Genomic DNA, 26908 nt, shown 5'->3' with positions numbered 1-26908 from the left:
CCGCGTGCACCACCAGCCGGTTCTCCTCGTCATCGCCCACGGCAGCCGCGACCCGCGGCACGCGGCGACCGTCCACGCCCTGGTGCGCCGGGTGCGGTCGCTGCGGCCGGGGCTGCGCGTGGAGACCGGCTTCCTGGACTTCAACGTCCCGTCGGTGCACGGAGTGCTGGAGTCCCTGGCGGCGGAGGGCGTACGGGACGTCGTCGCCCTCCCCCTGCTGCTGACGCGCGCCTTCCACGCGAAGGCGGACATCCCGGCGGTCCTGCGGGACGCGCCGCGGCGGCTGCGGATCCGCCAGGCGGAGGTGCTGGGCCCGTCCCCGCTGCTGCTGTCCGCCCTCGAACGGCGGCTGTACGAGGCGGGGCTGACGCCCGCCGACAAGTCCTCGACCGGGGTCGTGCTGGCCTCGGCGGGGTCCACCGACCCGGAGGCGATCGCGGTGATCGCCGACATCGCGCGGGAGTGGTGGCACACCGGTTGGTGCGCCGTGCGACCCGCGTTCGCCTCCGCTGGTTCTCCCGCGGGGTTCCCGCGCACCGAGGACGCGGTGCGCGAACTGCGGGAGCTGGGCTGCTCCACGGTCGCGGTCGCCCCGTACGTCCTGGCCCCCGGTTTCCTTCCGGACCGCATCGCCCGGGGCGCGGCCGGGGCGGACGTGCTGGCGGGGGTGCTCGGCCCGGCACCGGAGGTGGCGCGGGTGCTGCTGGAGCGGTACGACGCGGCGCGGGCGCCGATGCCGACGGCGCTGGGCGCCTGAGGCCCGCCCCGGCCGCGACGCCGTCGGGGAGGCGCCCACGCCGGTCACCGCCCCGTCACTCGAACGACAGCCCTCCCACCCGGGTCCGCTTGAGCTCGAAGAAGTCGGGTCCACCGCGAGTACCCGGAAGGCGTCGAAGAGTGCGGCCGCCCGGTCGCCGCGTGGGATCGCCCGGAGCACGGGGCCGAACCACACCGTCCCGTCCACGTGGATCGTCGGCGTGCCGACGTACCCGCCCGAGTCCGGCTCCGCTCCCGCCTCGTGGCTGCGGCGCACGGCGTCGTCGTACGACGGATCGTGGGCGGCGGCGCTCAGTTCGGCGGGCAGGTCGAGTTCGGCGAGGGACTCGGCGATCACGGTGTCGAAGTCGTCGAGGCGGCGTTCGTGGATGCGGCTGCCGTACGCGGTGTACAGGTCGCGCAGGACCTTGTCGCCGTGCTGCGCCGCCGCCGCGACGGCGACCCGCACCGGGCCGACCGACTTGTCGACCAGCGTGCGGTACTGGGCGGGGAGTTCGTTGCCCGTGTTGTGGAGGTGGAGGCTCATCACCCGGAAGCGGAGGTCGAGCGGGCGGTGCCGCTCGACCTCCAGCAGCCAGCGGGAGGTGATCCAGGCGAACGGGCAGGCGGGGTCGAACCAGAGGTCGACACGGGTGGGTGAGACGGTTGTGCGGGTCATGGCGTCGACGCTAGTCCCCGAATGGATCCTGTTCACGGCCCAATACCGGCATGTGTCAGTGGTCCACTTGGGTGCCCAGCCGTGGATCCCGCCCGCTCGCCCCCAGCGCCCGCTCGAACGCCGGCGCGTCGGCCGGTACCGGCACCGGGTCGGCGAAGCCGTCGTACTGGCGGTAGAGGCCGGCGTGGCGTTCGACGACGTCGAGCGTCATGCGGGCGGCGCCGTCGGAGACGTGGAACGTCTGGCCGGTGGACACGGCCACGTCCCACCCGTGGACCGCCGTCTCCTTGACGATCATCCCGGCCAGCTCGGCGGCGGGCAGGGCCGCGAGCCCGAGGTCGACCTCGCCCTCCCAGACGGCCGGGTCGGACCAGGCGGCGACCGCGCGGTCGAGCTGGGCGGCGTAGGCCTCGGCCCAGTCGGGGTCGGCGGTGAAGTCGCGGGCGACGAGGTTCTCGGGGAGCTCCTTGCGCAGGGCGCGGTGCTCCAGACCGTGGGAGGTGTAGAGGACCCAGTGGTTGACCAGGGCGCGGAGGTCCCAGTCGGTGCAGTGGGTGGGGTCGTTCAGCCGGGCCGCCGGGACGCCGCGCGCGACGCGCGCCGCCTCGGCGGCACATTCGGACATGTACCGGTGCGTCTCGTCGTACTTCATGCCCCTCACGCTAGGGACGGGCGCCCGCGGTCCTCTTGAACAAACGCGACAGCGCCGTCGGCCAGCCGGGTCAGCTCCCGCAGCGGCAGCGAGCCGGGGGCCCTGCGCTCGGTCGTGAACGCGTTCGCGAGCCGCTGCAGGAGTTCGTTCAGCGGGGTCGGTACGCCGTGCAGGCGGCCGAGGAGGGCGATCTCGCCGTTGAGATGGTCGGCCTCGATGCTGCCGGCGCCCCGGCTGAGGGACTGCCAGGAGGAGCCGCCGCCGCGCGGGACGCCGTCGAGGGGAACCAGGGTGACCTTGTCGCCCCGGGCGGCCGCCTGCTCCTCGGCGCTGACGTACGCGATGCCGGCGGCGGCGAGGACCGCCTCGCCCTCGGCCCGCACCCTGCGGTACAGCGCCACGGCCTCCTCGCTGTCGACCGGGCCGCTCACCGCCTCCAGGGCGTTGCCCAGGTTGGACAGCAGCTTGGCGTACTGCCAGCGCGTCACGTCCGGCACGACCGGCGCCTCGAAGTGGGCTTTCTCCAGGTCGGCGGCGATCCGGCGGGCGGTGTCGTCGGTGCCGTGCGGGTACCGGCCGAGGTGGAGGACGCCGGTGAGGGGGGTGCCGGCGGCGGAGACGACGCCGGGTTCGACATGGGTGGCGGGCAGCCACACGCAGACGCCGTAGACGTGCCGGAAGCGGCGCAGGGCCAGGCGCTGGCTCTCGACGCCGTTCTGCGCGCAGACCAGCGGCAACTCCTCGGCGGCCGTGCCCCCGCCCTCGACCGGGGCCGGCGCCCAGGCCCGGAGGGCGGCCTCGCTGTCCTGTGTCTTCACGGCGAGGACGAGGACGTCGTCGGCGCGCAGTGCGCCGAGCGCGTCCGGTCCGTCGACGACGGGCGGCCGGAACCTCAGCTCGCCCTCCGGCACCCTGAGCCGCAGGCCGCCCTCCCGCAGCGCCGTGCGGTGCGCGCCGCGTGCGACCAGCACGACCTCCTGCCCGGTCTGCGCGAGCCGCCCGCCGACGGTCCCGCCGATCGCTCCTGCCCCGATGATGATGTAGCGCATGGGTCGAGCCTCGCACAGCGGTGTGTACGCTCCGTCGAATGATCGGGAAAACGTTCGTCGTGGGCGGTGAGTTGACGGTCCGTCGGCTCGGTTACGGCACCGCTCAGCTCACCGGGCCCGGCTACTGGGGGCCGCGCGGCGACCCCCGGGACGCCGTCGCCGTCCTGCGGCGGGCGGTGGAGCGCGGGGTCACGCTGATCGACACGGCCGACAACTACGGCCCGTCGCTAGCGGAGGAACTGGTCGCCGAGGCGCTCCACCCCTACCCCCCGGATCTGTTGGTCGCCACGAAGGGCGGGGTCGTCCGGACGAGCGACCGTGCCTGGCATGTCGACGGGCGGCCCGACCGGCTGCGCGCGATGTGCGAGGCGAGTCTGCGCCGGCTGCGCCTCGACACCATCGGCCTGTACCAGCTGCACCGGCTCGATCCGGCCGTGCCGATGGCCGACCAGCTGGGCACGCTCGACGAGTTGCGGGCCGAGGGCAAGATCCGGCACGTCGGCCTCGACACGGTCACCGCCGAACAGCTGGTGGCCGCGACGGAGTTGACACGGATCGCCTCGGTCCAGAACCGCTGCAACGTCCTCGACCGCGCGAGCGAACCGCTCCTGCGGCTGTGCGAGGCACGCGGCATCGCCTTCCTGCCGTGGTTCCCGCTCGGCAACGGGACGCTCACGGCCGACCCGGTGTGCGCGTCGATCGCCGCGGCGCACGGCGCCACTCCGGGCCAGATCGCCCTGTCCTGGCTGCTGCACCACTCCCCCGTGCTGTGCCCGACGCCCGGCACCGGCACCCTGGCCCATCTGGAGGAGAACCTGGACGCGGTCGCCGTGCACCTCACGCGCGAGGACAGGGCCCGGCTGGACGCGCTGGGTTGACCTTGCCCCTGGGGCAAGGCCGAGGGTCCGCGGCATGGACGACTTCTCTCTGCGGCAGACGCCGTACAGCGATCCCGGTGACCTGGACGTCGCCGGCCTGCCCCGCGATCCGCGCCGGCTGACCGCGCTGGTACGCGGTCTGGTCCTCCATCGCCTCGAGGGGGAGCGCGTCGGGTACGTGATCCCCGAGGAGCGGCTGCGCGAGGACGCCGAGTCGCGGTACGTGACGGAGATCCTGCGGATCCTGCGGGAGCGCAAGGACGCCCCGCTGACCGAACCCCGTGCGTACGACCAGCAGTTCGTCGGCACGTGCCGGGACTACTCGCTGCTGCTGTGCTCGCTGCTGCGGGCGACGGGGACGCCGGCCCGGATCCGGGGCGGTTACGGGACGTACTTCGTCGACGGCTTCCACGACGACCACTGGGTCACCGAGTACCAACTGCCCGACGGCAGTTGGCGGTTGGCGGACGCGCAGGTCCACGCCGACTTCTACGACGTGCCCTTCGACCCGCTGGACGTGCCCCGGGACCGGTTCGTCGTGGCGGGGCAGGCATGGCGGGCGTGCCGGGACGGGTCGGCGGACCCGGCGACGTTCGGGGTGTGGGCGGCGCCTCGTCTGCGGGGCCGGTGGCTCGTCCTCAACAGCGTCCTGCTGGACCTCGCCGCCCGCAACGGGACGGAGCCGCTGCCCTGGGACGGGTGGGGGCTCTCCCCCGTCGACCGCCACGACTCGCTCACCGAGGACGACGTCGACGCGCTCGGCGAGGACGACCTCGCGCTCGTCGACGCGGCCGCGGCGGCCGGGACGCGCGAGGAGATCCGCCGGCTCTGCGCCGATCCACGGCTCGCCGTGCCCCGCGAGATCCTCTCGCTGTCCCCCTTCCACGGCCTGCGGAAGGTCACCCTTCGGTCATCTCCACCAGCTTGACCACGGTGTTCCAGTTGCGGGTGGTGGCGATCAGCCCCTTGTTCACCCGCGGCCTGGACAGCTGTTCGGCGAGCTTGGAGCGGCCCAGGCCGTCGGGGGCGTACAGGTACAGGGCGCGGTCGCCGAGACGGAACTCCTCGGGGAGGTGCGCGGCCCGGTCGATCCCGGCGAAGCGGTCGGGGTCGACGGCGGTGGAGAAGTAGGTGACGTGGAGCTGCTTGGCCTCCAGGTCGGCGGCCGGGAACGGGCAGGCGTCGGCGACCGCCTTCAGATAGGCGTGGTCTCGGACGATCGCGTCGACCGGGAAGCCGAACTGTTTCTCGATCGCCCGCGTGATCTCCCCGGCGAGGCTGTCCTCGTCGCCGTGGTCGCGGGAGAAGACGGCCTGGCCGCTCTGCAGGTAGGTGCGCACGTCGCCGTGTCCGAGGCCCTCCAGGAGGGCGCGCAGGGCGGCCATGGGGACCTTCCTCGCGCCGCCCACGTTGATACCGCGCAGCAGCGCCGCGTACATCGTCGTCATGCGCACACCATAGGCGGCCGGGGGACCCGGCGGGTGGGGGCGGCGGCCGCGGTCGTCCGGTCCGGAGAGGGGGGCCGCGGAGGGAGTTGTGGACCGGCAACCTCCGCTTTTCCCTGATCAACGGCCCCGAGATCCTCGAAATAGATGTAAGGGCCCTCATCCTCCCCAGCGGTGAGACGGCGGGGTCCGAGGGGAGGACCCGGGCGCCCCACGGTTCACCGGGCAGCACGACGAGATGGCTTTATGCGGCCCATACCTTCGAAGCGAAAGGTGGCGGCAGGGGGCCGCCACCGCACCTCAAGGGGGAAAGCCCGTCATGGCGAAGTTGGATACACGGGTGCGGGGCATCGCCGCGCGGGCCGGCGGGTGGAGCGCCCGGCACCGCTGGGCGGCCGTCGGCATCTGGGTGCTGTTCGTCGTCCTGGCGATGGGGCTCGGGTCGGCGGCGGGCCGGGTCGACGTCAAGGACAGCGACCAGCTCAAGGGCGAGACGCACACCGCCGCCAAGATCATCGAGGACGCCGGGATCGAGGAGCCCGCGAGCGAGACCGTCCTCGTCCAGGCCAAGGACAAGGGCCTGAAGGCCACGGACGCCGAGTTCCGGCAGGCCGTCGAGGCGGTCGTCAAGGCCGTCGAGGGCACCGGCAAGGTCACCGACGTCACCTCGCCGTACGACACGCAGACCATCTCCAAGGACGGCCGCAGCGCGCTGGTGCAGTTCGACATGCGGGGGGACTCCGACACCGCGGGTGATCGGGTGGAGCCGGTCCTGAAGGCCGTCGAGGGGGTGCAGAAGGACCACGCGTCGGTGCGGATCGAGGAGATCGGCGGCGCCAGCATGATGAAGACGTTCAGCGACGCGTTCGGGGACGACTTCCAGAAGGCCGAGTACTCCGCGGTGCCGGTGGCCCTCGGCATTCTGCTCATCGCCTTCGGCGCGCTGGTGGCGGCCCTGCTGCCCGTGCTGCTGGCGATCACCGCGATCATGGCGACGATGGGCCTGATGGGCGTCGTCAGCCACGTCATGCCGATGAGCGACACCGCCAACTCCGTGATGCTGCTGGTCGGTCTGGCCGTCGGTGTGGACTACTGCCTGTTCTACCTGCGCCGGGAGCGTGAGGAGCGCGCCGCGGGCCGCGACGGGCAGACCGCCCTGCGGATCGCCGCCGCCACCAGTGGCCGCGCGATCGTCGTCTCCGGTGTCACGGTGTGCGTGGCCATGGCGGGCATGCTGTTCACCGGGCTCGCCGAGTTCGAGGCGATGGGCCTGGCCTCGCTGGTGGTCGTGGCCGTGGCCATGGTGGGCTCCGTGACCGTGCTGCCCGCGCTGCTGTCGCTGCTCGGCGAGCGGGTCGAGAAGGGCAAGATCCCCTTCCTGCACCCCGACAGCCGGCTCCGCCGCAACCGTAAGCGCGGCGACAGCGGGAGCCGCTTCTGGTCGGCCGTCCTGAAGGGCGTGCTCGCCAAGCCCGTCGTCTCCGTGGTCGTCGCGGCCGGCGCGCTGCTCGCCATCGCGGCGCCCGCGCTCGGCATGAAGACCCAGCAGCTCACCCTGGACCAGGAGTTCGGTGACTCGCTGCCCATCGTGCAGACCTACAACCGTCTCAACGAGGCCTTCCCGGGCGGCTCCGACCCGGCCGAGGTGGTCGTCAAGGCCAAGGACATCAACGCGCCCGAGGTGAAGTCCGCGCTCGCCGACTTCCGTGAGCGGGCGATCAGTTCGGGTGCCTCACGCGGCCCGGTCGAGATCAAGCTGCACGACGCGCAGAACCTCGCCTACGTCTACGTCCCGCTGGTCGGCGGCTCCGACCTGGACAAGGCCGGTGAGAGCCTGGACAAGCTGCGCGACGAGGTGCGGCCCGCCACCCTCGGCAAGATCGACGGCGTCGAGGCGCCGATCACCGGGCAGGTCGCCGGGTCGAAGGACTTCAACGACCAGCTGGCCGGAGCCGTCGTCCCGGTCTTCGCCTTCGTCGTGGTCTTCGCCTTCGCGCTGATGCTGCTGTCGTTCCGCTCGCTGACGATCGCGCTCACCTCGATCGTGCTGAACCTGCTCTCGGTGGGCGCCGCGTACGGCATCCTCGTGGGGGTCTTCCAGCACGGCTGGGGCGCGTCCCTGGTGGGCGCGGAGGGTGTCGGCGCCATCATCACCTGGCTGCCGCTGTTCCTCTTCGTGATCCTGTTCGGCCTGTCCATGGACTACCACGTGTTCGTGGTCTCCCGGATCCGCGAGGCGCGGCTGCGGGGCCGCACCACGAAGGACGCGATCACCCACGGCGTGGTCACCACGGCGGGTGTCGTCACCAGCGCCGCGGTCATCATGGTCGCCGTCTTCGCGATCTTCGGCACGCTGTCCATGCAGTCCATGAAGCAGATGGGCGTGGGTCTGGCCGCCGCGGTCCTGATCGACGCGACGATCATCCGGGGCGTGCTGCTCCCGGCGGTGATGGCCCTGCTGGGCGAGCGCAACTGGTACCTGCCGAAGTGGCTGAACCGGCTGCCGGACCTCACCCACGACGAGTCGCCGGAGGCTCTCGCGCCGACGACACGGGACGACGAGGGCGAGCCGGTGAAGGTCTGAACCCCCCTACGCCGAGAGGCTGAACCTCCTGAGCCGAGGGCCCGTCGACCACCGGGGAGTCGACGGGCCCTCACTCATGCGCTCCGAACGGGCAGTTCGGCCTCGATGAGGTCGGCCGCCCTTCGTGTGCCGCCCTCCTGGGCCATCCCGGCCTGGATCTCCTTCAGCCGCCGGGCGACCTCCGGATCGTCGACCAGCGCCAGGGCGGTGGCCCGCAGGGTCTCGGCGGTCGCCTCCTCCGTCGGCACATGCCGGGCGACACCGAGCCCCTGGAGCACGTCCGCGTTCCCGAACTGGTCCACGGCCTGCGGTACGGCGATCATCGGGGTCGCCGTGGCCAGCCCCTCCTGGCTGCCGCCGGCGCCGGCGTGGGTGACGAACAGGTCGGCCTGCTTCAGGATCGCCAACTGCGGCACCCAGGAACGCACTTCCACGTTCGCCGGCACGTCCCCCAGCTCGGCCGGGTCGACATGCTTGCCGATCTGGAGCACGAGGTGCCAGCCGGGCAGCCCGGAGAAGGCCTCGACGCAGGCGCGGTAGAAGTCCGGCTGCTTGGTGAAGGCCGAGCCCAGCGACACGAGGACGACCTTCCCGGCGTCGGCGGGCCGGGTCCAGGTGCCCTCGGCGGCGCGGTCGCCCTGGCAGGCGCCGACGAAGGTGTACACGCTCTCGTCGACCCGGTCGGCGTGCGGCTGGAGCGCCTTCGGGATGAGGACCAGGGAGCGGGCGGGCCGGCCGGCGAAGTCGTCGGGATGGAGGGTGATGCCGTTCTCCTCCAGCCAGGCGTGGAAGCGGGCGTAGTAGGCCCGGCCCCGCTCGGTCTTCTTCGGCTCCGCCCACATCGGCTCGGCGACCTCCTCCTCGTATCCCTCCCAGGCCACCAGGTTGGGCGAGAGGGAGACCGCGGGCACGCCCCAGCGGTGGGCGAGGACACGGGCCGGGTAGGAGGCGATGTCGTGCAGGACGAGATCGGGCTCGTCTCCGGCGTAGGCCTCGATGAGCTGTGGCAGCGCCTGGATCGCGTCGGCGAGGAAGGGCTCCACGTTGTCGAGGAGGGTCGCGCCCCAGGCCGACGGGTCGGCGTCGGGCGAAGGCAGGGTGGAGTGCCACGACTTCACCTCGGCGCCGGTCGCGGCGACCTTGTCGGCGAAGACGGGCGGAATGGCGTAGGTGACCCGGTGGCCGCGCGCGACGAGCTCCCGGATCACCTCCAGGCTGGGGTTCACATGGCCGTGGGCGGCGATGGAGAACATGGCGATGTGCGCGGGGGTGGTCGGGTCCGCGGAGTTGGTCATGTCATCGACCGTAGGCGAGACGAGACGTCTCGTGCAAATCAAATACGACGCGGGGGCGGGCGCGTTCGGTACGGTCATTGCAGGCCGCCGTCACCGTCGGCGCCGGGAGTGCTGGTCGCTGTCACCGCCGTTCGCTCTCACCGCCGTTCGCTGCCGCCGCGCGTCAGGCCGTCAGCGCGGGTCAGCGCGGTCACGACGCTCAGCGCTGTTGACTTGCTCGTCGGGCTGAAGCCCGAGAATTCTGGCCTTCTCGTCCGTTGCTGTGCCGCTACGCGGCACGGGGTTCGGTCGGGAATCCGTGGCTTCCTGTTTCTTCGCGCTGTGCCGGGATTGCTCCTGGTCTTACCGGCGCTCCGCAGGCCGATGCCGCCAGTCCGGCGGTCGTCTTGACGTTGATCGCGGCGTTGGCGTCCCGGTCGTGGACGGTGCCGCAGGCGGTACAGGTCCGTCCCCGGACCCCGCGGCGGTGACGGGCCCCGCCATGGTCGTGAAGCCGCTGTGCGCCGTCAAGGCACCGCGCACACGGCCCCACCTGTGCGAATGCGAGACTGGCCGTCGGATGGCCGGATCCCGACGCCGTCCCCGAGGCACAGACCCACGACGAGACGGAGGCGGACGATGGACGAGGCACGCGCGCGGGACGTACTGGCCGCGGCGAAGGTGCTGCCCGGCCCGGCTTCGGACGCGCGGCTCCTCGCCCTGGGCGAGAACGCGGTGTTCGCCGTCGGCGACCTGGTGGTGAAGGTCGGCCGTGACGCCGAACTCCTCGACCGGGCCCGGCGCGAGCTGGACATCGCGGCGTGGCTGGACGAGGCGGGCGTCCCGGCGGTGCGAGCGGCCGAGCCGAAGGCGCTGCTGGTCGAGGGGCACCCGGTGACGGTGTGGCACCGGCTGCCCGACCCGGTACGTCCCGCCGAGCCGCGGGATCTGGCCGAACTCCTGCGTGTCGTGCACGCTCTGCCCTCCCCCTCCTTCACCCTGCCCCCGCGTGATCTGCTGTCCGGTGTAGAGCGCTGGCTGCGGCTCGCGGGCGACGCGATCGACCCGGCGGACGCCGCTTATCTGCGCGAGCGCCGCGACGGCTTCGCCACGGCCGCCGCCGCGCTCGGCCCGCATCTGCCGCCCGGCCCGATCCACGGCGACGCGCTGCCCCGGAATGTGCACGTCGGCCCGGACGGCCCGGTCCTGGTCGACCTGGAGACCTTCTCCGCCGACCTGCGCGAGCACGACCTGGTCGTGATGGCCCTCTCCCGCGACCGCTACGGCCTGCCCGCCGAGGCCTACGACACCTTCACCGAGGCGTACGGCTGGGACGTGCGCGAGTGGGAGGGCTGCCCGGTCCTGCGGGGCGCCCGCGAGACCGCGAGCTGCGCCTGGGTCGCCCAGCACGCACCGGCCGACCCCAAGGCCCTCGTCGAGTTCGAACGCCGGGTGGCGTCCCTGCGGGACGGGGACGAGACGGTGCGGTGGTATCCGTTCTGAGCGGGGCTCCAGGGCCCGGCGCTGACGGCCTGCCGCCCGCGCCTCGGCTCCGGGAGGGCTGACGGCGCTGCTGCGGCCGGCGTGACCGCACCTCGCTCACGGGGGCGGGGCCGTGTCGATGTGCGGCTCCGCCGCGTGGGCGTGACCGGCCGCGGGCGGCCCGCAGACGGGCGGCGCCTTGCCCGCCCGGTCGCTCACACCGTCTCGTCCGCCAACTCCCGTACCGGCCAGGTCCCGTCCACCACCGCGTCCGGCTCGCCCTTGCGGCGCAGGAAGTCCTGGAAGTCCGCCGCCCACTCGGCGTACCACTCGATCTGGCGGCGGTGCAGCTCGGCCGGGCCGAGGGCCGCGACCTTGGCGTGGCGCTCGGCTATCGCGCAGGCCAGCCGGGCCGCGGCGAGGGCGTCGGCGGAGGCGTCGTGGGCCGCGTCGAGAGGGACGCCGTACTCGGCGCAGACCGCTTCGAGGTTGCGCTTGCCGCGGCGGTAGCGGTCGGCCCAGCGGTCGATGGTGTACGGGTCGACGACCGGGGCCGGGTCGACGCCGCCCAGGCGGTCGCGCAGGGACGGCAGTCCGTGCCGCCGCAGTTCGGCGGAGAGGAGGGTGAGGTCGAACGCGGCGTTGTAGGCGACGACCGGGACGCCCGTCTTCCAGTACGTCACGAGGACGCCGGCGATCGCTTCCGCGACCTGGTCGGCGGGGCGGCCCTCGGCGGCCGCCCGCTCGTTGCTTATCCCGTGGACGGCCACGGCGTCCGCCGGGATCTCCACGCCGGGGTCGGCCAGCCATTCCCGGCGCCCCAGCACCTGTCCGCCCCTGACCTCGATCACGGCCCCCGTGACGATGCGCGCCTCGCGCGGATCCGTCCCGGTCGTCTCCAGGTCGAAGCCGATGAGCAGCTCGCGGTGCCAGGCCATGGTGGCCCCCCTTCTTGGTGGTGCTTCCCCCAGTGGTCTCCACCTTCCCATGCGCCACTGACAATCAGAGGATCGCGTTCCGCTTACCTCGACAAGCGAGAAGGAAGAACAGGACAGTTCAGGACACTGGTCGCGAATCAGCCCAGGCCAGCTCGAACTCCTCGCGATAGGCGGCGAAAAGTCCCCCTTCGTCGACCTCGCCCGACTTGACCACCCGGTTGCCGTTCCGCAGGACCAGCACCGGCGCCTCCATGCCGCGCATGCGCCGCAGGTAGGACTGCACGACCGCGATGCCGTCGGAGCCGTCGCCGTCGACGAGGTAGGCGGTGAAGCGGGGCGTCTCGTCGTAGACCTGGATCTGGAAGGCGCCCGGGTCGCGCAGGCGGGAGCGGACGCGGCGCATGTGCAGGATGTTCATCTCCACGGCACGGCTCAACTCGCCGCGCTTCATGCCGAGTTCCCGTTCGCGCCGCTTGACCGCGCTGGAGGCCGGGTTGAGGAAGAGCAGCCGGACGCGGGCGCCGGCCTCGGCGAGACGGACCAGCCGCCGGCCGGAGAAGTTCTGGACGAGCAGATTGAGGCCGATGCCGATGGCGTCCAGGCGGCGGGCGCCGTCGAAGATGTCCTCGGCGGGGAACTGACGCAGCAGCCTCACCCGGTCGGAGTGGACGGCGACCACGTCCGCGTACCGGTCGCCGACGAGGTCCTCGACCGCGTCCACGGGCAGCCGGCGCGCGGACGGCACGTCGCCGCCGGTGCCGAGCATCTCCAGCAGGCGCGCGGAGGCCCGTTCGGCCTGGCCCAGGACGGCCTCGGAGAGGGCCCGGTTGCGGGAGACCACGTTGCGGGTGACCTCCAGCTCGTCCAGGGCGAGCTCGACGTCCCGGCGGTCGTCGAAGTACGGCTCGAAGCACGGCCAGTGCTGCACCATCAGCTCGCGCAGCTGGGGCAGGGTGAGGAAGGAGATCACGTTGTCGTCGGCCGGGTCGAGCAGATAGCCCTTGCGGCGGCTGACCTCGCGTACGGCGACCGCGCGCTGCACCCACTCCTGCCCGGCGGGACCGGCCGCGGCGACCACCCACTCGTCGCCGTTGACGGGTTCGTAGATGGGCCGCAGCACGGCGGCCACGACGGCGCGCAGCCGCTGTTCGACGAGGTTGAGCCAGATGTAGGCCCGGCCGGCCCGCTGGGCGCGGGTGCGCACCTCCCGCCAGGCGTCGGCGTCCCAGTCCAGCTCCGGCCCGATGGCGCCCTCCATCGGCCGGGCCAGGGACACCGTGCCGGGCGGGACGTCTGTGGAGGAGCCCCCCTCGTGACCCTCGTCACCAGGGGGCAGCTCCAGCCCTCCCGAGCCCACCCAAGCACCGCCTTCCGCTCCCCCGAGCACTCCCCGTCCCAACGATCAAGGAAGGGTACTCCGGGAGCGGTCGGCGGTGCAGCCGGATGGACAGGTCGTTTCTCAACTGCCGATGTTCGGCTGCCCGTTCTCGCCCGCGAGGGCGGACGGAGTGAGCGGACTCATGGCGGTGACATCCCTCGGGGCGATCGAGAAGCCCTGCCAGTGGACCGGCATGGGCTGCTGGTCCTCATCGCGCGCGACATGGTGGAAACCGACGTTGACCCAGGTCACGGGGTGCGTGAGCGTCTGGCCGTTCACCCACTTGTCGAGGGAGTAGCCGTGCTGGGGGTTGCCGCAGAGGCGGACGTTGTTGTTGGCGTACTGCTCGCACCTGTTGTACTCGGTGAAGTACACGTCGTGCTTCGTGAAGGCGCGTCCCGGGTACTTGCTGGTGGCGCCGGGGACGATCTCGTAGGAGCGCGCGTGGCCGTCCTTGTTCTTGCCGGTCGCGCTGACCACACGCCACCAGCGCATGTTCGCGGCGTCGCCCGCGAGTTCCTTGGTGACGGTGGTGCGGGTGGTCTTGTTGGTCGGGCCCTGGCCGCCGGGGGCGGGCGGGCTGACCACCGAGTCGTACTGCTCGACCTTGGTGTTGGAGGAGCCGTCGAGGCCGAAGTCGAGCCGCCAGAACACGTTGTGGTTGTGGCTGGTGGCGTAGGCCTTGGCGCCCTTGCCGATGGGCCAGCCGCGGCCGTCGCCGGCGTCGTAGTCGAAGGGCGAGAGGCTGCCGGTGGCGCCGACGTTCATGTTGATGGTGCCGTCGTCGGAGAAGCGCCACTCGGTGATGTACTCGTACCAGCTGACCTTGTTGACGGTGTAGACGAGCAGGTCCTTGCCCTGGGCCTGGTAGACCTTGCCCGAGTCCGTCTGCATGCGGTAGGCGTGGCCGCGCGCGCGGGTCGTGGTGCACAGGCCTTTGACGTTCGGGTTCTCGCTGTTGTACGCCTCGGGGACCTTCACCGTCTTGATGGTGCCGCCGGGGCACTCGCCGGGCGCCATGTTCACCAGGCCCGAGCCGAAGTTGTAGTCGGTGATGTCGTTGTACTCGTTCTTGCCGTCGTCGTACGGCACATGGATCTGGGCGAGCTTGGCGCTGTTGAGGACCTGGATCGGACGGGCCTCGCCCGGCGGCTGGTAGGAGATCTTCTCCAGGATGAGGCCGGACTTGGCCTCGAAGCGCCAGCACATGCTCCAGGTGGTGCCGTTGGAGAGCTTCTGCTGGATGCGGTAGGCGGCGCTGCAGTCGGCGGCCGCCGCCGGAGCCGCCTTCGGCTGGGCGGCGGCGGGGCCGGTGCCGGTGGTCGTCGCGGCGGCGGCCAGCGCGGCCACGGACAGACCGAGGGCCGCTCCCTTGCGGGCACGGCTATTTCTGTTCACGCGCATGAGGACAGGACTCCCTTTGCATCCCTACGACGGGAGGTGAAGGTTGGACAACTGGACGGAGGGGTCAGCCGGCGAGCCTGGCCACCTTGCGGGCGCTGAGGTCGATCACGAAGGACCGGGTGTCGATCCACGGCCCGTTCCTGACCTTCGGCAGCAGCCGGACGCAGCGGTGGATGCCGCACTGGTCGAGGACGGCGGGCTGGGCGCCCGGCGAGGCGCGGTACACCATGCCGGCGAGCACCAACTGGTCCGGCGAGGTGAGTTCCTTGCCGGTGGCGTCCTTGTAGTCCGCCTTCATGCCCGCGCCCAGCGGGTCGGCGATCAGCAGCCGTGCCGCCTCGGCCTGCTCGGCGGCGCTCAGCGGCGGCTGGACGCCCTGCTGACTGGCGGTGTTCTCGACCTTGCCGGTGTCGAGGTTGACGGTCTTGGTGACGAGTGTGTCGTTCTTGTAGTCGTAGAAGGTCACCTCGGCGCGCCGGGGCGCGTCCGGGTCGTCGACCTCGTCCGCCTCGGGCTCGGCGAGGTCCACGCTCAGGCGCTGCGGGCCGCGGTCGCCGTCGACGTCCTCGCTGGAGTTCAGGAGCTGCCGGTTGACCGCGATGCCCTGGACCCGTGCGATCTCGTCGTCGGTGAGCGGGTCGCGGCCCTGGCCCTTCGCCCCCTCGGCCGGCGCGTCCTCGACCACTCCGGGCCCGACCGCGGCCGAGCCGCCCTGCTGCCCGGCGCCCTGCCCGGCGCTCTGTCCGGCGCCCTGGGCTCCGGCCGCCTGCCGCGCGCCCTGTCCGCTCGTGCTCCCTCCGGTTCCTTCCGCCCCTGCCGTGCCCGGCAGGGTGATCGCGATCATCGCGGCCGTAGCGGCCACCGCTATGGCCGCGCCTGCCACCACCTTGCCCAGGTGGCGGCGCACTGTCGTGCGCACATCTTCCCCCTACTCCCCCATGTGCCCCGGGAGTACGTGATTGCCCCACTGGTTAGGCACCCGCCGTCGGCCGGCGTGTGCGCTGGTCGATGGGTAAGAGGTGCGTAAGTCACAGGTGGTTCCATCACTTTCCGGGAGACTCGATGCCAAGGCACCCCCAGCGGGGCGGCACACCTGAAAGAGTCGTATCCATGCAGGTCTGGCCTGGAGAGGCATATCCCCTCGGCGCCACGTACGACGGCGCCGGTACGAACTTCGCGGTCTTCACGGAGGCCGCGGACCGAGTAGAGCTGTGTCTGCTGCACGACGACGGCTCCGAGACGGCGGTGGAACTGCGGGAGAGCGACGCGTTCGTGCGGCACGCGTACGTGCCGGGCATCATGCCGGGGCAGCGCTACGGCTTCCGCGTGCACGGCCCGTACGACCCCGGGCGGGGGCTGCGTTGCAACTCGGCGAAGCTGCTGCTCGACCCGTACGCGAAGGCGGTCAGCGGTTCGGTCCGCTGGGGCGAGGAGGTGTACGGCTACCACTTCGGCGCACCCGACCGGCGCAACGACCTGGACTCGGCGCCGCACACGATGACGTCGGTCGTGGTCAACCCGTACTTCGACTGGGGCGACGACCGGCGCCCGCGCACCGAGTACCACCACACGGTGATCTACGAGGCCCATGTGAAGGGCCTGACGATGCGCCACCCGGGGCTGCCGGAGGAGCTGCGCGGCACCTACGCGGCGCTCGCGCACCCGGCGATCATCGAACACCTCACCGAGCTGGGCGTCACCGCTCTGGAGCTGATGCCCGTACACCAGTTCGTCAACGACCATCGTCTGGTCGACATGGGCCTGAACAACTACTGGGGCTACAACACCATCGGCTTCTTCGCCCCCCACAACGCCTACGCCTCCTGGGGCGACCGCGGGCAGCAGGTGCTGGAGTTCAAGTCGGCGGTGCGGGCACTGCACGAGGCCGGGATCGAGGTCATCCTCGACGTGGTCTACAACCACACCGCCGAGGGCAACCACCTGGGCCCGACACTGTCCTTCCGGGGCCTGGACAACCCGTCGTACTACCGCCTGACCGACGACCCCCGCTACTACATGGACACCACGGGCACCGGGAACTCGCTGCTCATGCGGTCCCCGCACGTGCTCCAGCTGATCATGGACTCGCTGCGCTACTGGGTCACCGAGATGCACGTCGACGGGTTCCGCTTCGACCTCGCGGCGACGCTGGCCCGCCAGTTCCACGAGGTGGACCGGCTGTCGTCGTTCTTCGACCTGGTGCAGCAGGACCCGGTCGTCTCCCAGGTGAAGCTGATCGCCGAGCCGTGGGACGTGGGCGAGGGCGGCTACCAGGTGGGCAACTTCCCGCCGCTGTGGACCGAGTGGAACGGCAAGTACCGCGACACCGTGCGGGACCTGTGGCGGGGCGAGCCGCGCACGCTCGCGGAGTTCGCCTCCCGGCTGACCGGCTCGTCCGACCTCTACCAGGACGACGGCCGCCGCCCGCTGGCCTCGATCAACTTCGTGACCTGCCACGACGGGTTCACCCTGCACGACCTGGTGGCGTACGACCACAAGCACAACGACGCCAACGGCGAGGACAACCGGGACGGCGAGAGCCACAACCGGTCCTGGAACTGCGGGGTGGAGGGCGAGACCGACGACCCGGCGGTGCTGGAGCTGCGCGCCCGGCAGATGCGGAACTTCGTCGCCACGCTGATGCTGTCCCAGGGCGTGCCGATGATCAGCCACGGCGACGAGATGGCGCGCACCCAGCGCGGCAACAACAACGCCTACTGCCAGGACAACGAGCTGTCGTGGGTGGAGTGGCCCGACGCGGAGGAGGACGGCGGCGAGCTGCTCGCCTTCACCCGCGCGATCGTGCGGCTGCGCAAGGAGCACCCGGTCTTCCGCCGCCGCCGCTTCTTCCACGGGCGGCCCGTGGAGGGCACCCACGACGACCTGTCGGACATCGCCTGGTTCACCCCCGAGGGCAAGGAGATGGCCCAGCGGGACTGGAACTCGGCGCAGGCGTCCGCGCTGACGGTGTTCCTCAACGGCAACGCGATCTCCGAACCCGGCGCGCGCGGCGAGCGGATCACCGACGACTCCTTCCTGCTGATGTTCAACGCCTCTCCGCGGCCCCTGGAGTTCGTGGTGCCGGTCGACCACGGGCGGCAGTGGCAGGTGGTCGTGGACACGGCGAACCCGGAGCCGGTCGGGCGGGGAGACGGCGCGAAGGTCGCGGCCGGGGACCGGCTGACGCTGGTGGACCGGAGCATGACGGTGCTGCAGCGGCCGGCCTGAGCCGGACCCCGGTTCCGCCCACCTGGCGGGCCCGATGACACGAAAGGGGGCAGGGCGGGTACGTAGGTCTCCATGACCCCTGAGCGCCCTGCCCCTGTCGTGCCCACGGCCACCTACCGGCTCCAGCTGCAGCCCGGGTTCCCGTTCGCGGCCGCCTCGGCGGCCGTGCCGTACCTGGCCTCGCTCGGTGTGTCGCACCTGCATCTGTCGCCCGTCCTGGAGGCCGTGCCGGGCTCCCTGCACGGGTACGACGTGGTGGACCACGCGCGCGTGCGCGAGGAACTGGGCGGCGAGGAGGGGCTGCGGGCGCTGGCGCGCACCGCGCGGGAGCACGGGCTCGGGCTGGTCGTGGACATCGTGCCGAACCACATGGCCATGGTCCCCCGCCACAACCGCGCCCTGTGGGAGGTCCTGCGGGAGGGCCCGAAGTCGCCGTACGCGCGCTGGTTCGACATCGACTGGGAGGCGCAGGGCGGGCAGGTGCTGCTGCCGGTGCTCGGCGGGCCGCTGGGCGAGGTGACGGACGAGCTGCGCGTCGACGGAGACGTCCTGCGCTACTTCGACCACGCCTTCCCGCTGCGCGAGGGCACCGAGGACCTGCCGTTGCCGCAGCTGCTGGACGCGCAGTGGTACCGGCCCGTGTGGTGGCGGCTGGCCCGGACCGAGCTGAACTACCGGCGGTTCTTCAGCATCTCGGAGCTGATCGGGGTGCGGGTGGAGGACCCGGAGGTCTTCGAGGCCACGCACGCGAAGATCTTCCAGCTGCTGCACGAGGGGGTCGTCGACGGGCTGCGCGTCGACCACCCCGACGGGCTCGCCGACCCCGACGCGTACCTGGCGCGGCTGCACGAGGCGAGCGGGGGCCGCTGGACGGTCGTCGAGAAGATCCTCGCCGACGGGGAGCGCCTGCCGGACGCCTGGCCGGTCGCCGGCACCACCGGCTACGACGCCCTCCGGCACGTCGACGGCCTCTTCACGGACCCCGCGGGTGCCGGGGAACTCCTGGAGCTCTACCGGCGCTTCGCGGCCCCGCAGACGGACCGGGGCGGGGACTGGGCGGCGACCGTGCGGCGGGCGGCGTACGCGGTGCTCTCGCACGAGCTGGCCACCGAGGTGGACCGGCTGACCCGGACGGCCGTCCGCGTGTGCGCCACCTCCCCGGATCCCGCGCTGCGCGACCGGGCCCCCTGGGCGCTGCGCACGGCCCTGGAGGAACTGCTCGTGCGCATGGAGGTCTACCGGCCGTACGCCTCGGGCGACCCGGCCGCCGTCGTCACCGCGGAGGCGGCCGAGGAGGCGCGGCACGCCTTCGTCGTCCCCGAGGAGGCGGGCGCGGTCGACGTGGTGCGCGCTCTGGTGCTGGGGCGGGGCGCGGGGCCGGCCGCGGTGGAGTTCCGGACGCGGTTCGCTCAGACGGCGTCCGCGCTGCGGGCCAAGTCGGTGGAGGACACGGCGTTCTACCGGTATGCGCCGCTGCTGTCGGCGAACGAGGTGGGCGGCGATCCGGGCCGCCAGGGCGTGTCCCCCGAGGAGTTCCACGCCTACTGCGCGCGCGTGCAGCGCGACTGGCCGGTCGCCGGGACGGTCGTGTCGACGCACGACACCAAGCGCAGCGCCGACGTGCGGGCCGCGCTGGCGGTGCTCACCGAGTGCCCGGGGCGCTGGGCGGAGCTTCTGGAGCAGGTGACGCGGGCCGAGGAGGCCGTACCGGACGGGCAGACGGCGTGGGCGGCCTGGCAGACGGTGTTCGGGCTCGGCCCGGCGGAACCGGAGCGCGTCCAGGAGGCGCTGCTCAAGCATGTGCGCGAGGCGGGCCTCTACACGAGCTGGACGGAGCAGGAACCGCCGTACGAGGAGGCGGTGGCGGCGTTCGTCGCGGCGGGGCCGTGCGGGCCGCCGGGCGAGCGGGTGGCCGCGCTGCGGGACGCGCTGGGGCCGCACATCCGGGCGAACGTGCTGGGCACGGCGCTGGTGCACCTGACGATGCCGGGGGTGCCGGACGTCTACCAGGGCACGGAGAGCGAGTACTGGGCGCTGGTGGACCCGGACAACCGCCGTCCCGTGCCCTTCCCGCCGGAGGATTCCGGCGACAAGGGGGAGGTGACGGCGGCGGCGCTGCGGCTGCGCCGGCGGCGCCCGGAGGTCTTCGGGGAGGCGGCGACGTACGAGCCGCTGACCGCCGAGGGGCCGGCCGCCGGCCACTGCCTGGCCTTCGCGCGCTCCGGTGAGGTCGTCACGGCCGTGACACGGCTGTCGCTGCGGCTGGCGGAGGGGGGTGGCTGGCGGGAGACCCGGCTGGCGTTGCCACCGGGGAGGTGGGCCGACGTCCTTGTGCGCGGGCGGGAGTTCACGGGACACACGCGTGTGGCCGAGTTGTTCGCGCGGCGGCCGGTGGTTCTGCTGGAGCGGGTGGGCTGAGGCCGGCGGGAGGCAGGCATGGCGGACTACACGGTGAGACGGCTGTCCGGGGACACCTGGGCGGACTTCGCGCGGCTGGTCGAGCGGCACGGCGGTGTGTTCGGTGGCTGCTGGTGCATGGCCTTCCACGCGGAGGGCGTCGGGCGCACGAGGACGCCGGCGCAGAACCGCGCCGAGAAGGAGACCCGCGTCCGGGAGGGCCGGGCGCACGCCGCGCTCGTGTACGACGGTGCGCAGTGCGTGGGCTGGTGTCAGTTCGGGCCGCCCGCCGAGCTGCCGCGCATCAAGCGCCGGCGGGCCTACGAGGCCGGGCTCGGCGAGGAGGGCGAAGGGCGCGGCGCGGCCGGACTGCCGGACTGGCGGATCACCTGCTTCTTCGTCGACCGCGCACGGCGGCGTCACGGTGTCGCGTCCGCCGCGCTCGACGGCGCGCTGCGCGAGATCGCGCGGCTCGGCGGTGGGACGGTGGAGAGCTACCCGGAGGACGCGGCCGGCCGGTCGGTGTCCGCGTCGTTCCTGCACAACGGCACCGTGGCGCTGTTCGAGAGCCGCGGGTTCGCCCGGAGCCGGCGCCTGGGCAAGAACCACTGGGTGGTCGCCCGGACGGTGTCCGCCGTCGATGCGTCCGGGCGCTCCCCGGAAGCTCCCCCACCGCGTCCTTGACACCGCGTCAAGTACGTGGGGTACTGCGGATGCGAAGGCCGGGCGGACGTGACGGGGGTGAGTCTCCTTGCCGGAGCCGCGCTACCCCACGGTGACCGAACTGACCTCGTCCGCGAGGGCGTTGGCCGCGCTCCAACCCGGTCTGTGCGTGCTGCGGCAGGTGGGACTCTCCCGCGCGGGGCGGCCCCTGCACCTGCTGTCCGTGGGGCACGCCCGGCGGGCCGTGCTGGTGGTCGCCGGGGCCCACGCGAACGAGCCGACCGGCGGGCCGACGCTGCTGGCCCTGGCCGAACGGGTGCTGCGGGAACGGGAGTTGCGGGACGGCATGTCGTGGCACTTCCTGCTGTGCGCGGACCCCGACGGGGCGAGCCTGCACGTGACACCGGCGCCGCGCAGCCTGCTCGAGTACCACCTGGGCTTCTTCCGGCCCGCGGGCCCGGAGCAGCCGGAGTGGTCGCCCGCCGTCCTCCCGCCCGACCGGCTGCCGCCCGAGACCCGCGCGCTGACCCGGGTCATCGACGAGCTGCGGCCCTACCTCCAGGTGACGCTGCACGGCACCGATCTGGGCGGCAGCTGGGTGCAGTTGACGAAGGACATCCCGGGTCTCGCCGAACCGTTCGCGAAGTCCGCGGCGCAGTTGCACATCCCGGTGGAGACGGGCGCGTCCGACGCGGCGGGCTGGCCGGCGTCCGGGCCCGGCGTGCACGTGATGCCGGAGCCGGGCGCGGGCGTGGCGTACCCGAGCATGCCGGACGACGCACGGCACAGCACCTGGTACCACGCCCATCGCTACGGCGGTCTGACGGCGGTCGTCGAGGTGCCGATGTGGGCGAGCGACCTGGTGGACGACCCCGCCCCGCACCCCGCCCCGGCCGCGGCGATCCGGCGCCTGGCGGTCCGGCTGCTGCGCGACACCCGGGAGGTGGAGCGGGTGCTCACGGAGGCGCTGCCGCGCCTCGACGGCGTCGACGGCCCGTTGCTGAGGGCGGCTCGCTGGGCACTGGAGCTGGTGCCGGGCCTGGCGGCGGACTGGACCCACACCCCGCCGGCCGACACGACGATGGCGTACGTCGGCAGCGTGGACGCCTTCGCCCGCCGGCTGCCGCTGCGGGCGGCGGCGATGCTGCGGCGGGTCCTGCAGGAGCGGGAGGACGACGCGGCCCCCCAACTGGGGCGCCTGGTGGAAACCTGGAGCGAGGCCTTCGCCGAACGCTTCCGCGCCCGCTGGGTGCCCTTGGAGCACCAGGTGGAGCACCAGTCCCGCACGGTCGTCGCCGCGGCGCTGCACGCGCGCGAGGGGGCCACGTAGGGCCCGCAGTCCACGGAGGGGGTGCGGGACGAGGCGGTTTCGGGCACGCGCGCGTGCCCGAAACCGTGTCGCGGGTCCCAGGCCCGGGTCTCAGTCCTCCGGCCTCAGTCCTCCGGCAGCGAGGGCAGGCCGGGCAGATCGGGCAGCTCCGGCTGCTGCGTGTCGTCCAGGGCGAACACCGCGCCCGTCTCCGCGTCCATCGCGCAGCGGTTGGCGAAGGTCTTCTCGTACTCGACCGGGCGGCCGTTCCACTGGCCGCTCGCGTGCGCGGTCACCGGGGCGTACACGAGCATGCAGACGGCGTCCTTCCGCGTGGGGACGGCACGGAGGTCGCCGTCCGCCGCCGCCAGCTGCGCGCAGGCCTCGGCGGCGCGGGGGTGGCCCTGCGGCGGGTCGCACAGGAGCAGGGTGGCGCGGGTCTCGTCGGTGTGGGAGCCGCCCTCGGTGACCGTGAGCCGGAGCCAGTTGCCGGTGTCGCCGGCAGCGGAGGCCTGGGCGGGGGTGACCGCGGTGAGGACCAGGGCGGCCGTGGCCGGCAGGGCGGCCAGGAGGCTGTGTGTGGGGAAGTGTTTCATTCCCGGTGCATCGGCACGGCGGTCTGCGTTCCCCAGTCCGGCTCACCCGATCGTGCGGGGGCGGAGGTCCGCCGTTCGGCGAGTTCGAAAGCGGCGAGCACGATCTGCGCCTGGTACTCCACCTGGCGGGCGACGGGGATCCAGCGCGCCCCGCGGTCCTCGTAGTCGGCGCACCACGCGTCGATGAGCCCGTCCAGCTCCGCCAGCGCGCCGGCCGGCTCGGGTCCGGCGCCGGTGACGAGCTGGTGCAGCAGGCCCGCCGTCCGTACGGCGAGACGGCGGCCGGCGATGCGCAGGGCGGCCAGATGGGCGGTGCTGAGCGGCGGGAGGGGGTGGGCGGGGTCGGCGGTGTCGGGGTCCCAGGCGTCGGCGAGGCCGGGGCAGACCAGCACGTAGTCGTCGACCGGTGCGAGCAGGCGTGCCGTGTCGGGGGTGTCGGCGAGACGGGGCCGCACGCGCGCGAGGACGCGTTCCAGGACCCGGGTGTCGTGGCGCAGGGTCCGGCTCAGGCTGCGCAGCTCGGCGTCCCGGTCGGCGGGCGGGGAGTCGTCCTCGACGGCGGCGACGCCCCACATGGGCGCCTCGACGACCGCGGTGACCGTGCCGTGCCGGTGCGGGTGGTACCAGGTCGACTCGACGGCGGCCTCGGTGATGGCGGCGGCCAGATCGCTCGGACGAGGCGGCGGGATCCGATAGACGGCCGGGCCCAGGCTGGGCCAGTACAGGGTGTCGTAGGGACCGAGTTCGCGGGGGATGCCGAGGTGGGCGGCGGTGTGCGCCACGCGCTCGGGGAGTCCGGGCAGGTCACGGGTGAGTTCCACGAACGCGCCGCCGACGTCGACGCCGTGCAGCGAGCACTGGAAGAAAGGTTTCAGTTCGTCCTGGAGGCCGAGCAGCGCCCGGGTCTCCGGCAGCGTGGCGGCCGCCGCCCCCTCGGGCAGCCACTCGGGCTGTTCGAGGAAGCCGGGGCGGAAGAACCGCCGGAAGTAGCGGCCGAGGGTGTACGGGCCGGACAGCCAGCCCTCGTTGCGGCGCAGCCCGTCGGGGTCGAGGCACAGCAGCAGGTTCCACGTGGTGTCGGCGCCCTCGGTGAGCCGGGGGTCGGCGAGGACGCGTTCGGCCAGCCACAGGACGGTGGCGCCGCCCACGGGCTCGTTGGCGTGCGGTCCGGCGACGACGAGGGCCTGACGGGCGCCGTGGCCGACGGAGAGCAGCCACAGGGGCGTGCCCGCACGGGAGACCCCGACGCGGCGCAGCCGGGCGTCCCCGGGCCGGCGGGCGACGAGCGCGGCCGCGTGGGCCGCGAGTTCGTCCACGGTCGGGTAGCGCAGGAGTGGCGGCAGGACACACCTCCGCGTCGGAGCGCCGTCGGTTCACCAGCTGTACGCGGTGTACGCACAGTGAGTCATGGCACGGGAGGTACGTCAACACCGCCTTGGGCGGCTCGATTTGGCGGCGGGGTTCAGTTCACCGAGAGGCGGAAGGCCATCCGTCCGAAGGCGACCTGGTCGCCCTCGCGGACCACGGCCGCGCCGATCACACGGCGCCCGTTGACGGTGGTGCCGTTGGTCGAGCCGAGGTCGCGCAGGACCCACATGCCGCCCTGGCGGCTGAGCTCGGCATGCACGCGCGAGACGCTCTCGTGGGTCAGCCTCAGACCGCTCGCGGGGTCGCGGCCGATCCGCAGGGCGTGTTCGGTGCCGGGGTGCGGCAGCAGCAGCTTGGGCAGCCGCTCGGCCTGCCAGGCCCGGCGCAGCCGGACGGTGAAGCCGGAGACCGCCTCGACGGTGCCGAAGACGAGGCGCGAGAGGCGGCTCTCCTTGGGCAGGTCGGCGGTGAGGGCGACGAGCTCGTCGGAACGGCGGGCGGCGAGCGCCAGCTCCATGCGCCGGATGAAGGTGTCGTGCGACAGACGGCCCATGGCGACGCCGTCACGGAGCACCTTCAGCGCCTTGTCGCGCTCCGCGTCGGACAGTCGCGCGGGGTACGTGTTGAACTCGAAGGACGACGTCACGCAGGTGATTGTCGGTCAGTGAACCCCGGGTGTCCAGAAAACGGGAAAACGGCGACCCCACGCACGTGCCCGAGGACATCCGTCGCGACACTCGCCGCGAAGGGGGTGTTCCCGCAGCGGATCGATCTCGTTTGGAGCACGATGGGACGGGCTACATCCCGGTGAGCAGACGAAGGGGAACCGTCCGTGCAGTTCGAGGTGTGGGCACCGCAGGCCGATCGTGTGACGCTCCAGTGCGACGGCGCCACGCGCGCGTTGGAGCGTGATCCCGGGCGGGCGGGCTGGTGGACCGGCGAGGCGGAGGCCGCGGACGGCTCGCGGTACGGCTTCGCGGTGGACGACGGCCCGGTCCTGCCCGACCCGCGCTCGCGCCGCCAGCCGGACGGGCCGGACGGCCTGAGCGCGGTCGTCGACCAGGACCGGTACGCGTGGCGTGCGCAGTGGTCCGGGCGCCCGCTGCCGGGCGCGGTCCTGTACGAGCTGCACGTCGGCACGTACACGCCCGAGGGCACGCTGGACTCGGCCGCCGAGCGGCTCGGTCACCTCGCCGAACTCGGCGTCACCCACGTCGAGTTGATGCCCCTGTGCCCCTTCCCCGGCCGGCACGGCTGGGGCTACGAGGGCGTCTCCCTGTGGGCCGTGCACGAGCCGTACGGCGGGCCCGAGGCGCTGAAGCGGTTCGTCGACCGGGCCCACGAGCTCGGGCTCGGCGTCGTCCTGGACGTGGTGCACAACCATCTGGGCCCGTCCGGCAATTACCTGCCCGCCTTCGGGCCGTACTTCACGGACACGCACCACACGCCGTGGGGTTCCGCCGTCAACCTGGACGCGCCCGGCTCGGACGAGGTGCGGGCGTATCTGGTGGGCAGCGCGCTGGCCTGGCTGCGGGACTACCGGCTGGACGGGCTGCGCCTGGACGCGGTGCACGCGCTGGCCGACACGCGCGCGTACCCGTTCCTGGAGGAGCTGTCGGCGGCCGTGGACGACCTCGCCGCCGAGACGGGCCGACCACTGTTCCTCATCGCCGAGTCCGACCTCAACGACCCGCGGCTGATCACGCCCCGCCGGGCGGGCGGCCTGGGCCTGCACGCGCAGTGGAACGACGACTTCCACCACGCCCTGCACACCGCCCTCACCGGCGAGTCCCAGGGCTACTACGCCGACTTCGCGCGCGACCCGTTCGCCGCGCTCACCAAGACCCTCACCGGCGGCTACTTCCACGACGGCACGTACTCCAGCTTCCGGGGCCGCCACCACGGGCGCCCGCTGGACCGCGCCCGGCTGCCCGCGCACCGGCTCCTCGGCTACAACCAGACCCACGACCAGATCGGCAACCGCGCCCAGGGCGACCGTCTCTCGGCCACCCTCTCCCCCGGCCTGCTGGCCTGCGCGGCCACCCTGACGCTGACCGCCCCGTTCACGCCGATGCTGTTCATGGGCGAGGAGTGGGCCGCCGGCACCCCCTGGCAGTTCTTCACCGACCACACCGACCCCGAGCTCGCGGAGGCGGTACGACGGGGCAGGCGGCGGGAGTTCGCCGCGCACGGCTGGGCCGAGGAGGACGTGCCCGACCCGCAGGACCCGGCGACCCGCGAACGCTCCTGCCTGGACTGGTCCGAGCCGGATCGCGAGCCCCACGCGCGCGTGCTGGCCTGGTACCGCAGCCTGATCGCCCTGCGGCACGCCCAGGCCGACCTCACCGACCCCGACCTCGCCGACCTCAAGGTCGCCCACGACCCGGGGGCCCGCTGGCTGGCCTTCCGCCGCGGTGACGTCCGCGTGGCCGTGAACCTCGGCAAGGATCCCGCCGCGATCCCCCTGGGCCCCCGCCCCGCACGCGTCCTCGCGGCGTGGGAACCGGTCGAGGCCCCGGGCCCGGACGGGCTGCTGCACGTGCCGGGGGAGGCGTGTGTGGTGCTGGAGCAGGAGTGAGCCGGGGGCAGGCAGGGGACGCGGATGAGGGCAAGGCCCGGGCGGGGCTGCCGGTGACGGCCAGCGGGCGTGAGCGCCGGGACGGGCGCTGAGGACCGCGCGGGACGCGCCGGGTGACGCCGGGGCGGACAACCGGTGACGGCCCGGCGGGCGCCGACAGCCGGGGGCGGCGGTGGGGACCGCGCGGGACGCGCAAGGTGACGCCGAGGCGGACGGGCAGTGACCGCGGGACCGGACAACCGGTGACCGC

General features: G+C 73.0%; 20 protein-coding genes and 2 pseudogenes. 10 read left to right on the top strand and 12 right to left on the bottom strand.

Translation table 11 applies throughout. The annotated features are described in order from the left end of the window. Positions 1–4: 4 nt before the first annotated feature. Positions 5–757 (top strand): sirohydrochlorin chelatase, encoded by a 753-nt coding sequence (locus ACPT94_RS02120; RefSeq protein ID WP_425244940.1) that lies wholly within the window; start codon positions 5–7, stop codon positions 755–757. A gap of 55 nt (positions 758–812) precedes the next feature. Here ACPT94_RS02120 and ACPT94_RS02115 read toward each other — a convergent pair. The 3 genes and pseudogenes from ACPT94_RS02115 to ACPT94_RS02105 all read right to left on the bottom strand — a co-directional run bounded on the left by ACPT94_RS02115 (position 813) and on the right by ACPT94_RS02105 (position 3136). Then, positions 813–1435: pseudogene (locus ACPT94_RS02115) on the bottom strand (mycothiol-dependent nitroreductase Rv2466c family protein). Positions 1436–1490: 55 nt separating this feature from the next. Next, positions 1491–2087 (bottom strand): TIGR03086 family metal-binding protein, encoded by a 597-nt coding sequence (locus ACPT94_RS02110; protein WP_425244939.1) that lies wholly within the window; start codon positions 2085–2087, stop codon positions 1491–1493. 5 nt (positions 2088–2092) lie between these two features. Beyond that, entirely contained in the window at positions 2093–3136 is a 1044-nt protein-coding gene (locus ACPT94_RS02105) for a ketopantoate reductase family protein (RefSeq protein WP_425244938.1), read from the bottom strand. A gap of 38 nt (positions 3137–3174) precedes the next feature. Between ACPT94_RS02105 and ACPT94_RS02100 the strand changes: the two genes are divergently transcribed. Further along, on the top strand, positions 3175–4014 hold the full coding sequence (locus ACPT94_RS02100) for an aldo/keto reductase (protein ID WP_360330897.1): 840 nt from the start codon (positions 3175–3177) through the stop codon (positions 4012–4014). A gap of 34 nt (positions 4015–4048) precedes the next feature. Further along, on the top strand, positions 4049–4942 hold the full coding sequence (locus ACPT94_RS02095) for a transglutaminase-like domain-containing protein (RefSeq protein WP_425244937.1): 894 nt from the start codon (positions 4049–4051) through the stop codon (positions 4940–4942). Here the strand turns inward: ACPT94_RS02095 and ACPT94_RS02090 are convergent. Next, entirely contained in the window at positions 4914–5462 is a 549-nt protein-coding gene (locus ACPT94_RS02090; RefSeq protein WP_425244936.1) for a DUF1697 domain-containing protein, read from the bottom strand. The two genes, ACPT94_RS02095 and ACPT94_RS02090, sit on opposite strands and share 29 nt — an antisense overlap. 316 nt (positions 5463–5778) lie before the next feature. Here ACPT94_RS02090 and ACPT94_RS02085 point away from each other — a divergent pair, with 316 nt between their 5' ends. Next, complete coding sequence (locus tag ACPT94_RS02085) at positions 5779–8043, top strand: MMPL family transporter (RefSeq protein ID WP_425244935.1); 2265 nt, start codon at positions 5779–5781, stop codon at positions 8041–8043. 74 nt (positions 8044–8117) lie between these two features. Here the strand turns inward: ACPT94_RS02085 and ACPT94_RS02080 are convergent. Beyond that, positions 8118–9432 (bottom strand): annotated as a pseudogene (locus tag ACPT94_RS02080) (glycosyltransferase). 524 nt (positions 9433–9956) lie between these two features. Between ACPT94_RS02080 and ACPT94_RS02075 the strand changes: the two are divergent. Then, a complete protein-coding gene (locus ACPT94_RS02075; protein ID WP_360330907.1) occupies positions 9957–10820 on the top strand; it encodes a phosphotransferase enzyme family protein in 864 nt (287 codons plus the stop codon). A 194-nt stretch (positions 10821–11014) separates the two neighbouring features. On the opposite strand, the gene ACPT94_RS02070 is transcribed toward ACPT94_RS02075, so the two are convergent. The 4 genes from ACPT94_RS02070 to ACPT94_RS02055 all read right to left on the bottom strand — a co-directional run bounded on the left by ACPT94_RS02070 (position 11015) and on the right by ACPT94_RS02055 (position 15438). Beyond that, positions 11015–11737, bottom strand: coding sequence for a 3'-5' exonuclease (locus ACPT94_RS02070; protein WP_360330910.1), 723 nt, complete (start codon positions 11735–11737; stop codon positions 11015–11017). 118 nt (positions 11738–11855) lie between these two features. Next, entirely contained in the window at positions 11856–13094 is a 1239-nt protein-coding gene (locus ACPT94_RS02065; protein ID WP_360330913.1) for a DUF5919 domain-containing protein, read from the bottom strand. 102 nt (positions 13095–13196) lie between these two features. Further along, positions 13197–14519 carry a copper amine oxidase gene (locus tag ACPT94_RS02060; protein ID WP_425244934.1) on the bottom strand — a complete coding sequence of 441 codons (1323 nt, stop codon included), beginning with the start codon at positions 14517–14519 and terminating at the stop codon, positions 13197–13199. A gap of 64 nt (positions 14520–14583) precedes the next feature. After that, positions 14584–15438 (bottom strand): Tat pathway signal sequence domain protein, encoded by an 855-nt coding sequence (locus tag ACPT94_RS02055; protein ID WP_360330918.1) that lies wholly within the window; start codon positions 15436–15438, stop codon positions 14584–14586. 191 nt (positions 15439–15629) lie between these two features. Between ACPT94_RS02055 and glgX the strand changes: the two genes are divergently transcribed. From glgX to ACPT94_RS02035, 4 genes are all read left to right on the top strand, one after another. Next, entirely contained in the window at positions 15630–17747 is a 2118-nt protein-coding gene (gene glgX, locus ACPT94_RS02050) for a glycogen debranching protein GlgX (protein ID WP_360330921.1), read from the top strand. Between the two features lie 72 nt (positions 17748–17819). Next, positions 17820–20165, top strand: coding sequence for a malto-oligosyltrehalose synthase (treY, locus tag ACPT94_RS02045; protein WP_425244933.1), 2346 nt, complete (start codon positions 17820–17822; stop codon positions 20163–20165). A gap of 18 nt (positions 20166–20183) precedes the next feature. Next, positions 20184–20828: a GNAT family N-acetyltransferase gene (locus ACPT94_RS02040; protein ID WP_425244932.1), complete on the top strand. Its 645-nt coding sequence runs from the start codon at positions 20184–20186 to the stop codon at positions 20826–20828. 67 nt (positions 20829–20895) lie between these two features. Beyond that, positions 20896–22137 (top strand): M14 family zinc carboxypeptidase, encoded by a 1242-nt coding sequence (locus ACPT94_RS02035; RefSeq protein WP_360330930.1) that lies wholly within the window; start codon positions 20896–20898, stop codon positions 22135–22137. Between the two features lie 104 nt (positions 22138–22241). Here ACPT94_RS02035 and ACPT94_RS02030 read toward each other — a convergent pair whose 3' ends face one another. The 3 genes from ACPT94_RS02030 to ACPT94_RS02020 form a co-directional block, all read right to left on the bottom strand. Further along, the gene (locus ACPT94_RS02030) at positions 22242–22712 is read right to left on the bottom strand and encodes an SSI family serine proteinase inhibitor (RefSeq protein ID WP_425244931.1); all 471 of its coding nucleotides are present in this window, start codon (positions 22710–22712) and stop codon (positions 22242–22244) included. After that, positions 22709–24028 (bottom strand): M14 family zinc carboxypeptidase, encoded by a 1320-nt coding sequence (locus tag ACPT94_RS02025; RefSeq protein WP_360330936.1) that lies wholly within the window; start codon positions 24026–24028, stop codon positions 22709–22711. Before ACPT94_RS02025 ends, ACPT94_RS02030 begins: the two co-directional genes overlap by 4 nt. Positions 24029–24174: 146 nt before the next feature. Continuing rightward, a complete protein-coding gene (locus ACPT94_RS02020; RefSeq protein WP_360330939.1) occupies positions 24175–24726 on the bottom strand; it encodes an FHA domain-containing protein in 552 nt (183 codons plus the stop codon). Positions 24727–24912: 186 nt separating this feature from the next. On the opposite strand from ACPT94_RS02020, the gene treZ reads away from it, so the two are divergent. Next, positions 24913–26658: a malto-oligosyltrehalose trehalohydrolase gene (gene treZ / locus ACPT94_RS02015; protein WP_360330942.1), complete on the top strand. Its 1746-nt coding sequence runs from the start codon at positions 24913–24915 to the stop codon at positions 26656–26658. The last annotated feature ends 250 nt before the right edge of the window (positions 26659–26908 follow it).

Origin of the sequence: Streptomyces aurantiaciflavus (assembly GCF_049808595.1) — a bacterium.
GTDB lineage: Bacteria > Actinomycetota > Actinomycetes > Streptomycetales > Streptomycetaceae > Streptomyces.
This window is presented reverse-complemented; position numbering and strand designations above follow the sequence as displayed.

Excerpts from the sequence above, each read along its gene's own strand:
- ACPT94_RS02030 (WP_425244931.1), bottom strand. The coding sequence starts at position 22,712 with ATGAAACACTTCCCCACACACAGCCTCCTGGCCGCCCTGCCGGCCACG.
- ACPT94_RS02110 (WP_425244939.1), bottom strand. The coding sequence starts at position 2,087 with ATGAAGTACGACGAGACGCACCGGTACATGTCCGAATGTGCCGCCGAG.
- ACPT94_RS02095 (WP_425244937.1), top strand. The coding sequence starts at position 4,049 with ATGGACGACTTCTCTCTGCGGCAGACGCCGTACAGCGATCCCGGTGAC.
- ACPT94_RS02060 (WP_425244934.1), bottom strand. The coding sequence starts at position 14,519 with ATGCGCGTGAACAGAAATAGCCGTGCCCGCAAGGGAGCGGCCCTCGGT.
- ACPT94_RS02075 (WP_360330907.1), top strand. The coding sequence starts at position 9,957 with ATGGACGAGGCACGCGCGCGGGACGTACTGGCCGCGGCGAAGGTGCTG.
- ACPT94_RS02085 (WP_425244935.1), top strand. The coding sequence starts at position 5,779 with ATGGCGAAGTTGGATACACGGGTGCGGGGCATCGCCGCGCGGGCCGGC.
- ACPT94_RS02070 (WP_360330910.1), bottom strand. The coding sequence starts at position 11,737 with ATGGCCTGGCACCGCGAGCTGCTCATCGGCTTCGACCTGGAGACGACC.
- ACPT94_RS02100 (WP_360330897.1), top strand. The coding sequence starts at position 3,175 with ATGATCGGGAAAACGTTCGTCGTGGGCGGTGAGTTGACGGTCCGTCGG.
- treY (WP_425244933.1), top strand. The coding sequence starts at position 17,820 with ATGACCCCTGAGCGCCCTGCCCCTGTCGTGCCCACGGCCACCTACCGG.
- ACPT94_RS02105 (WP_425244938.1), bottom strand. The coding sequence starts at position 3,136 with ATGCGCTACATCATCATCGGGGCAGGAGCGATCGGCGGGACCGTCGGC.
- ACPT94_RS02090 (WP_425244936.1), bottom strand. The coding sequence starts at position 5,462 with ATGACGACGATGTACGCGGCGCTGCTGCGCGGTATCAACGTGGGCGGC.
- glgX (WP_360330921.1), top strand. The coding sequence starts at position 15,630 with ATGCAGGTCTGGCCTGGAGAGGCATATCCCCTCGGCGCCACGTACGAC.
- ACPT94_RS02040 (WP_425244932.1), top strand. The coding sequence starts at position 20,184 with ATGGCGGACTACACGGTGAGACGGCTGTCCGGGGACACCTGGGCGGAC.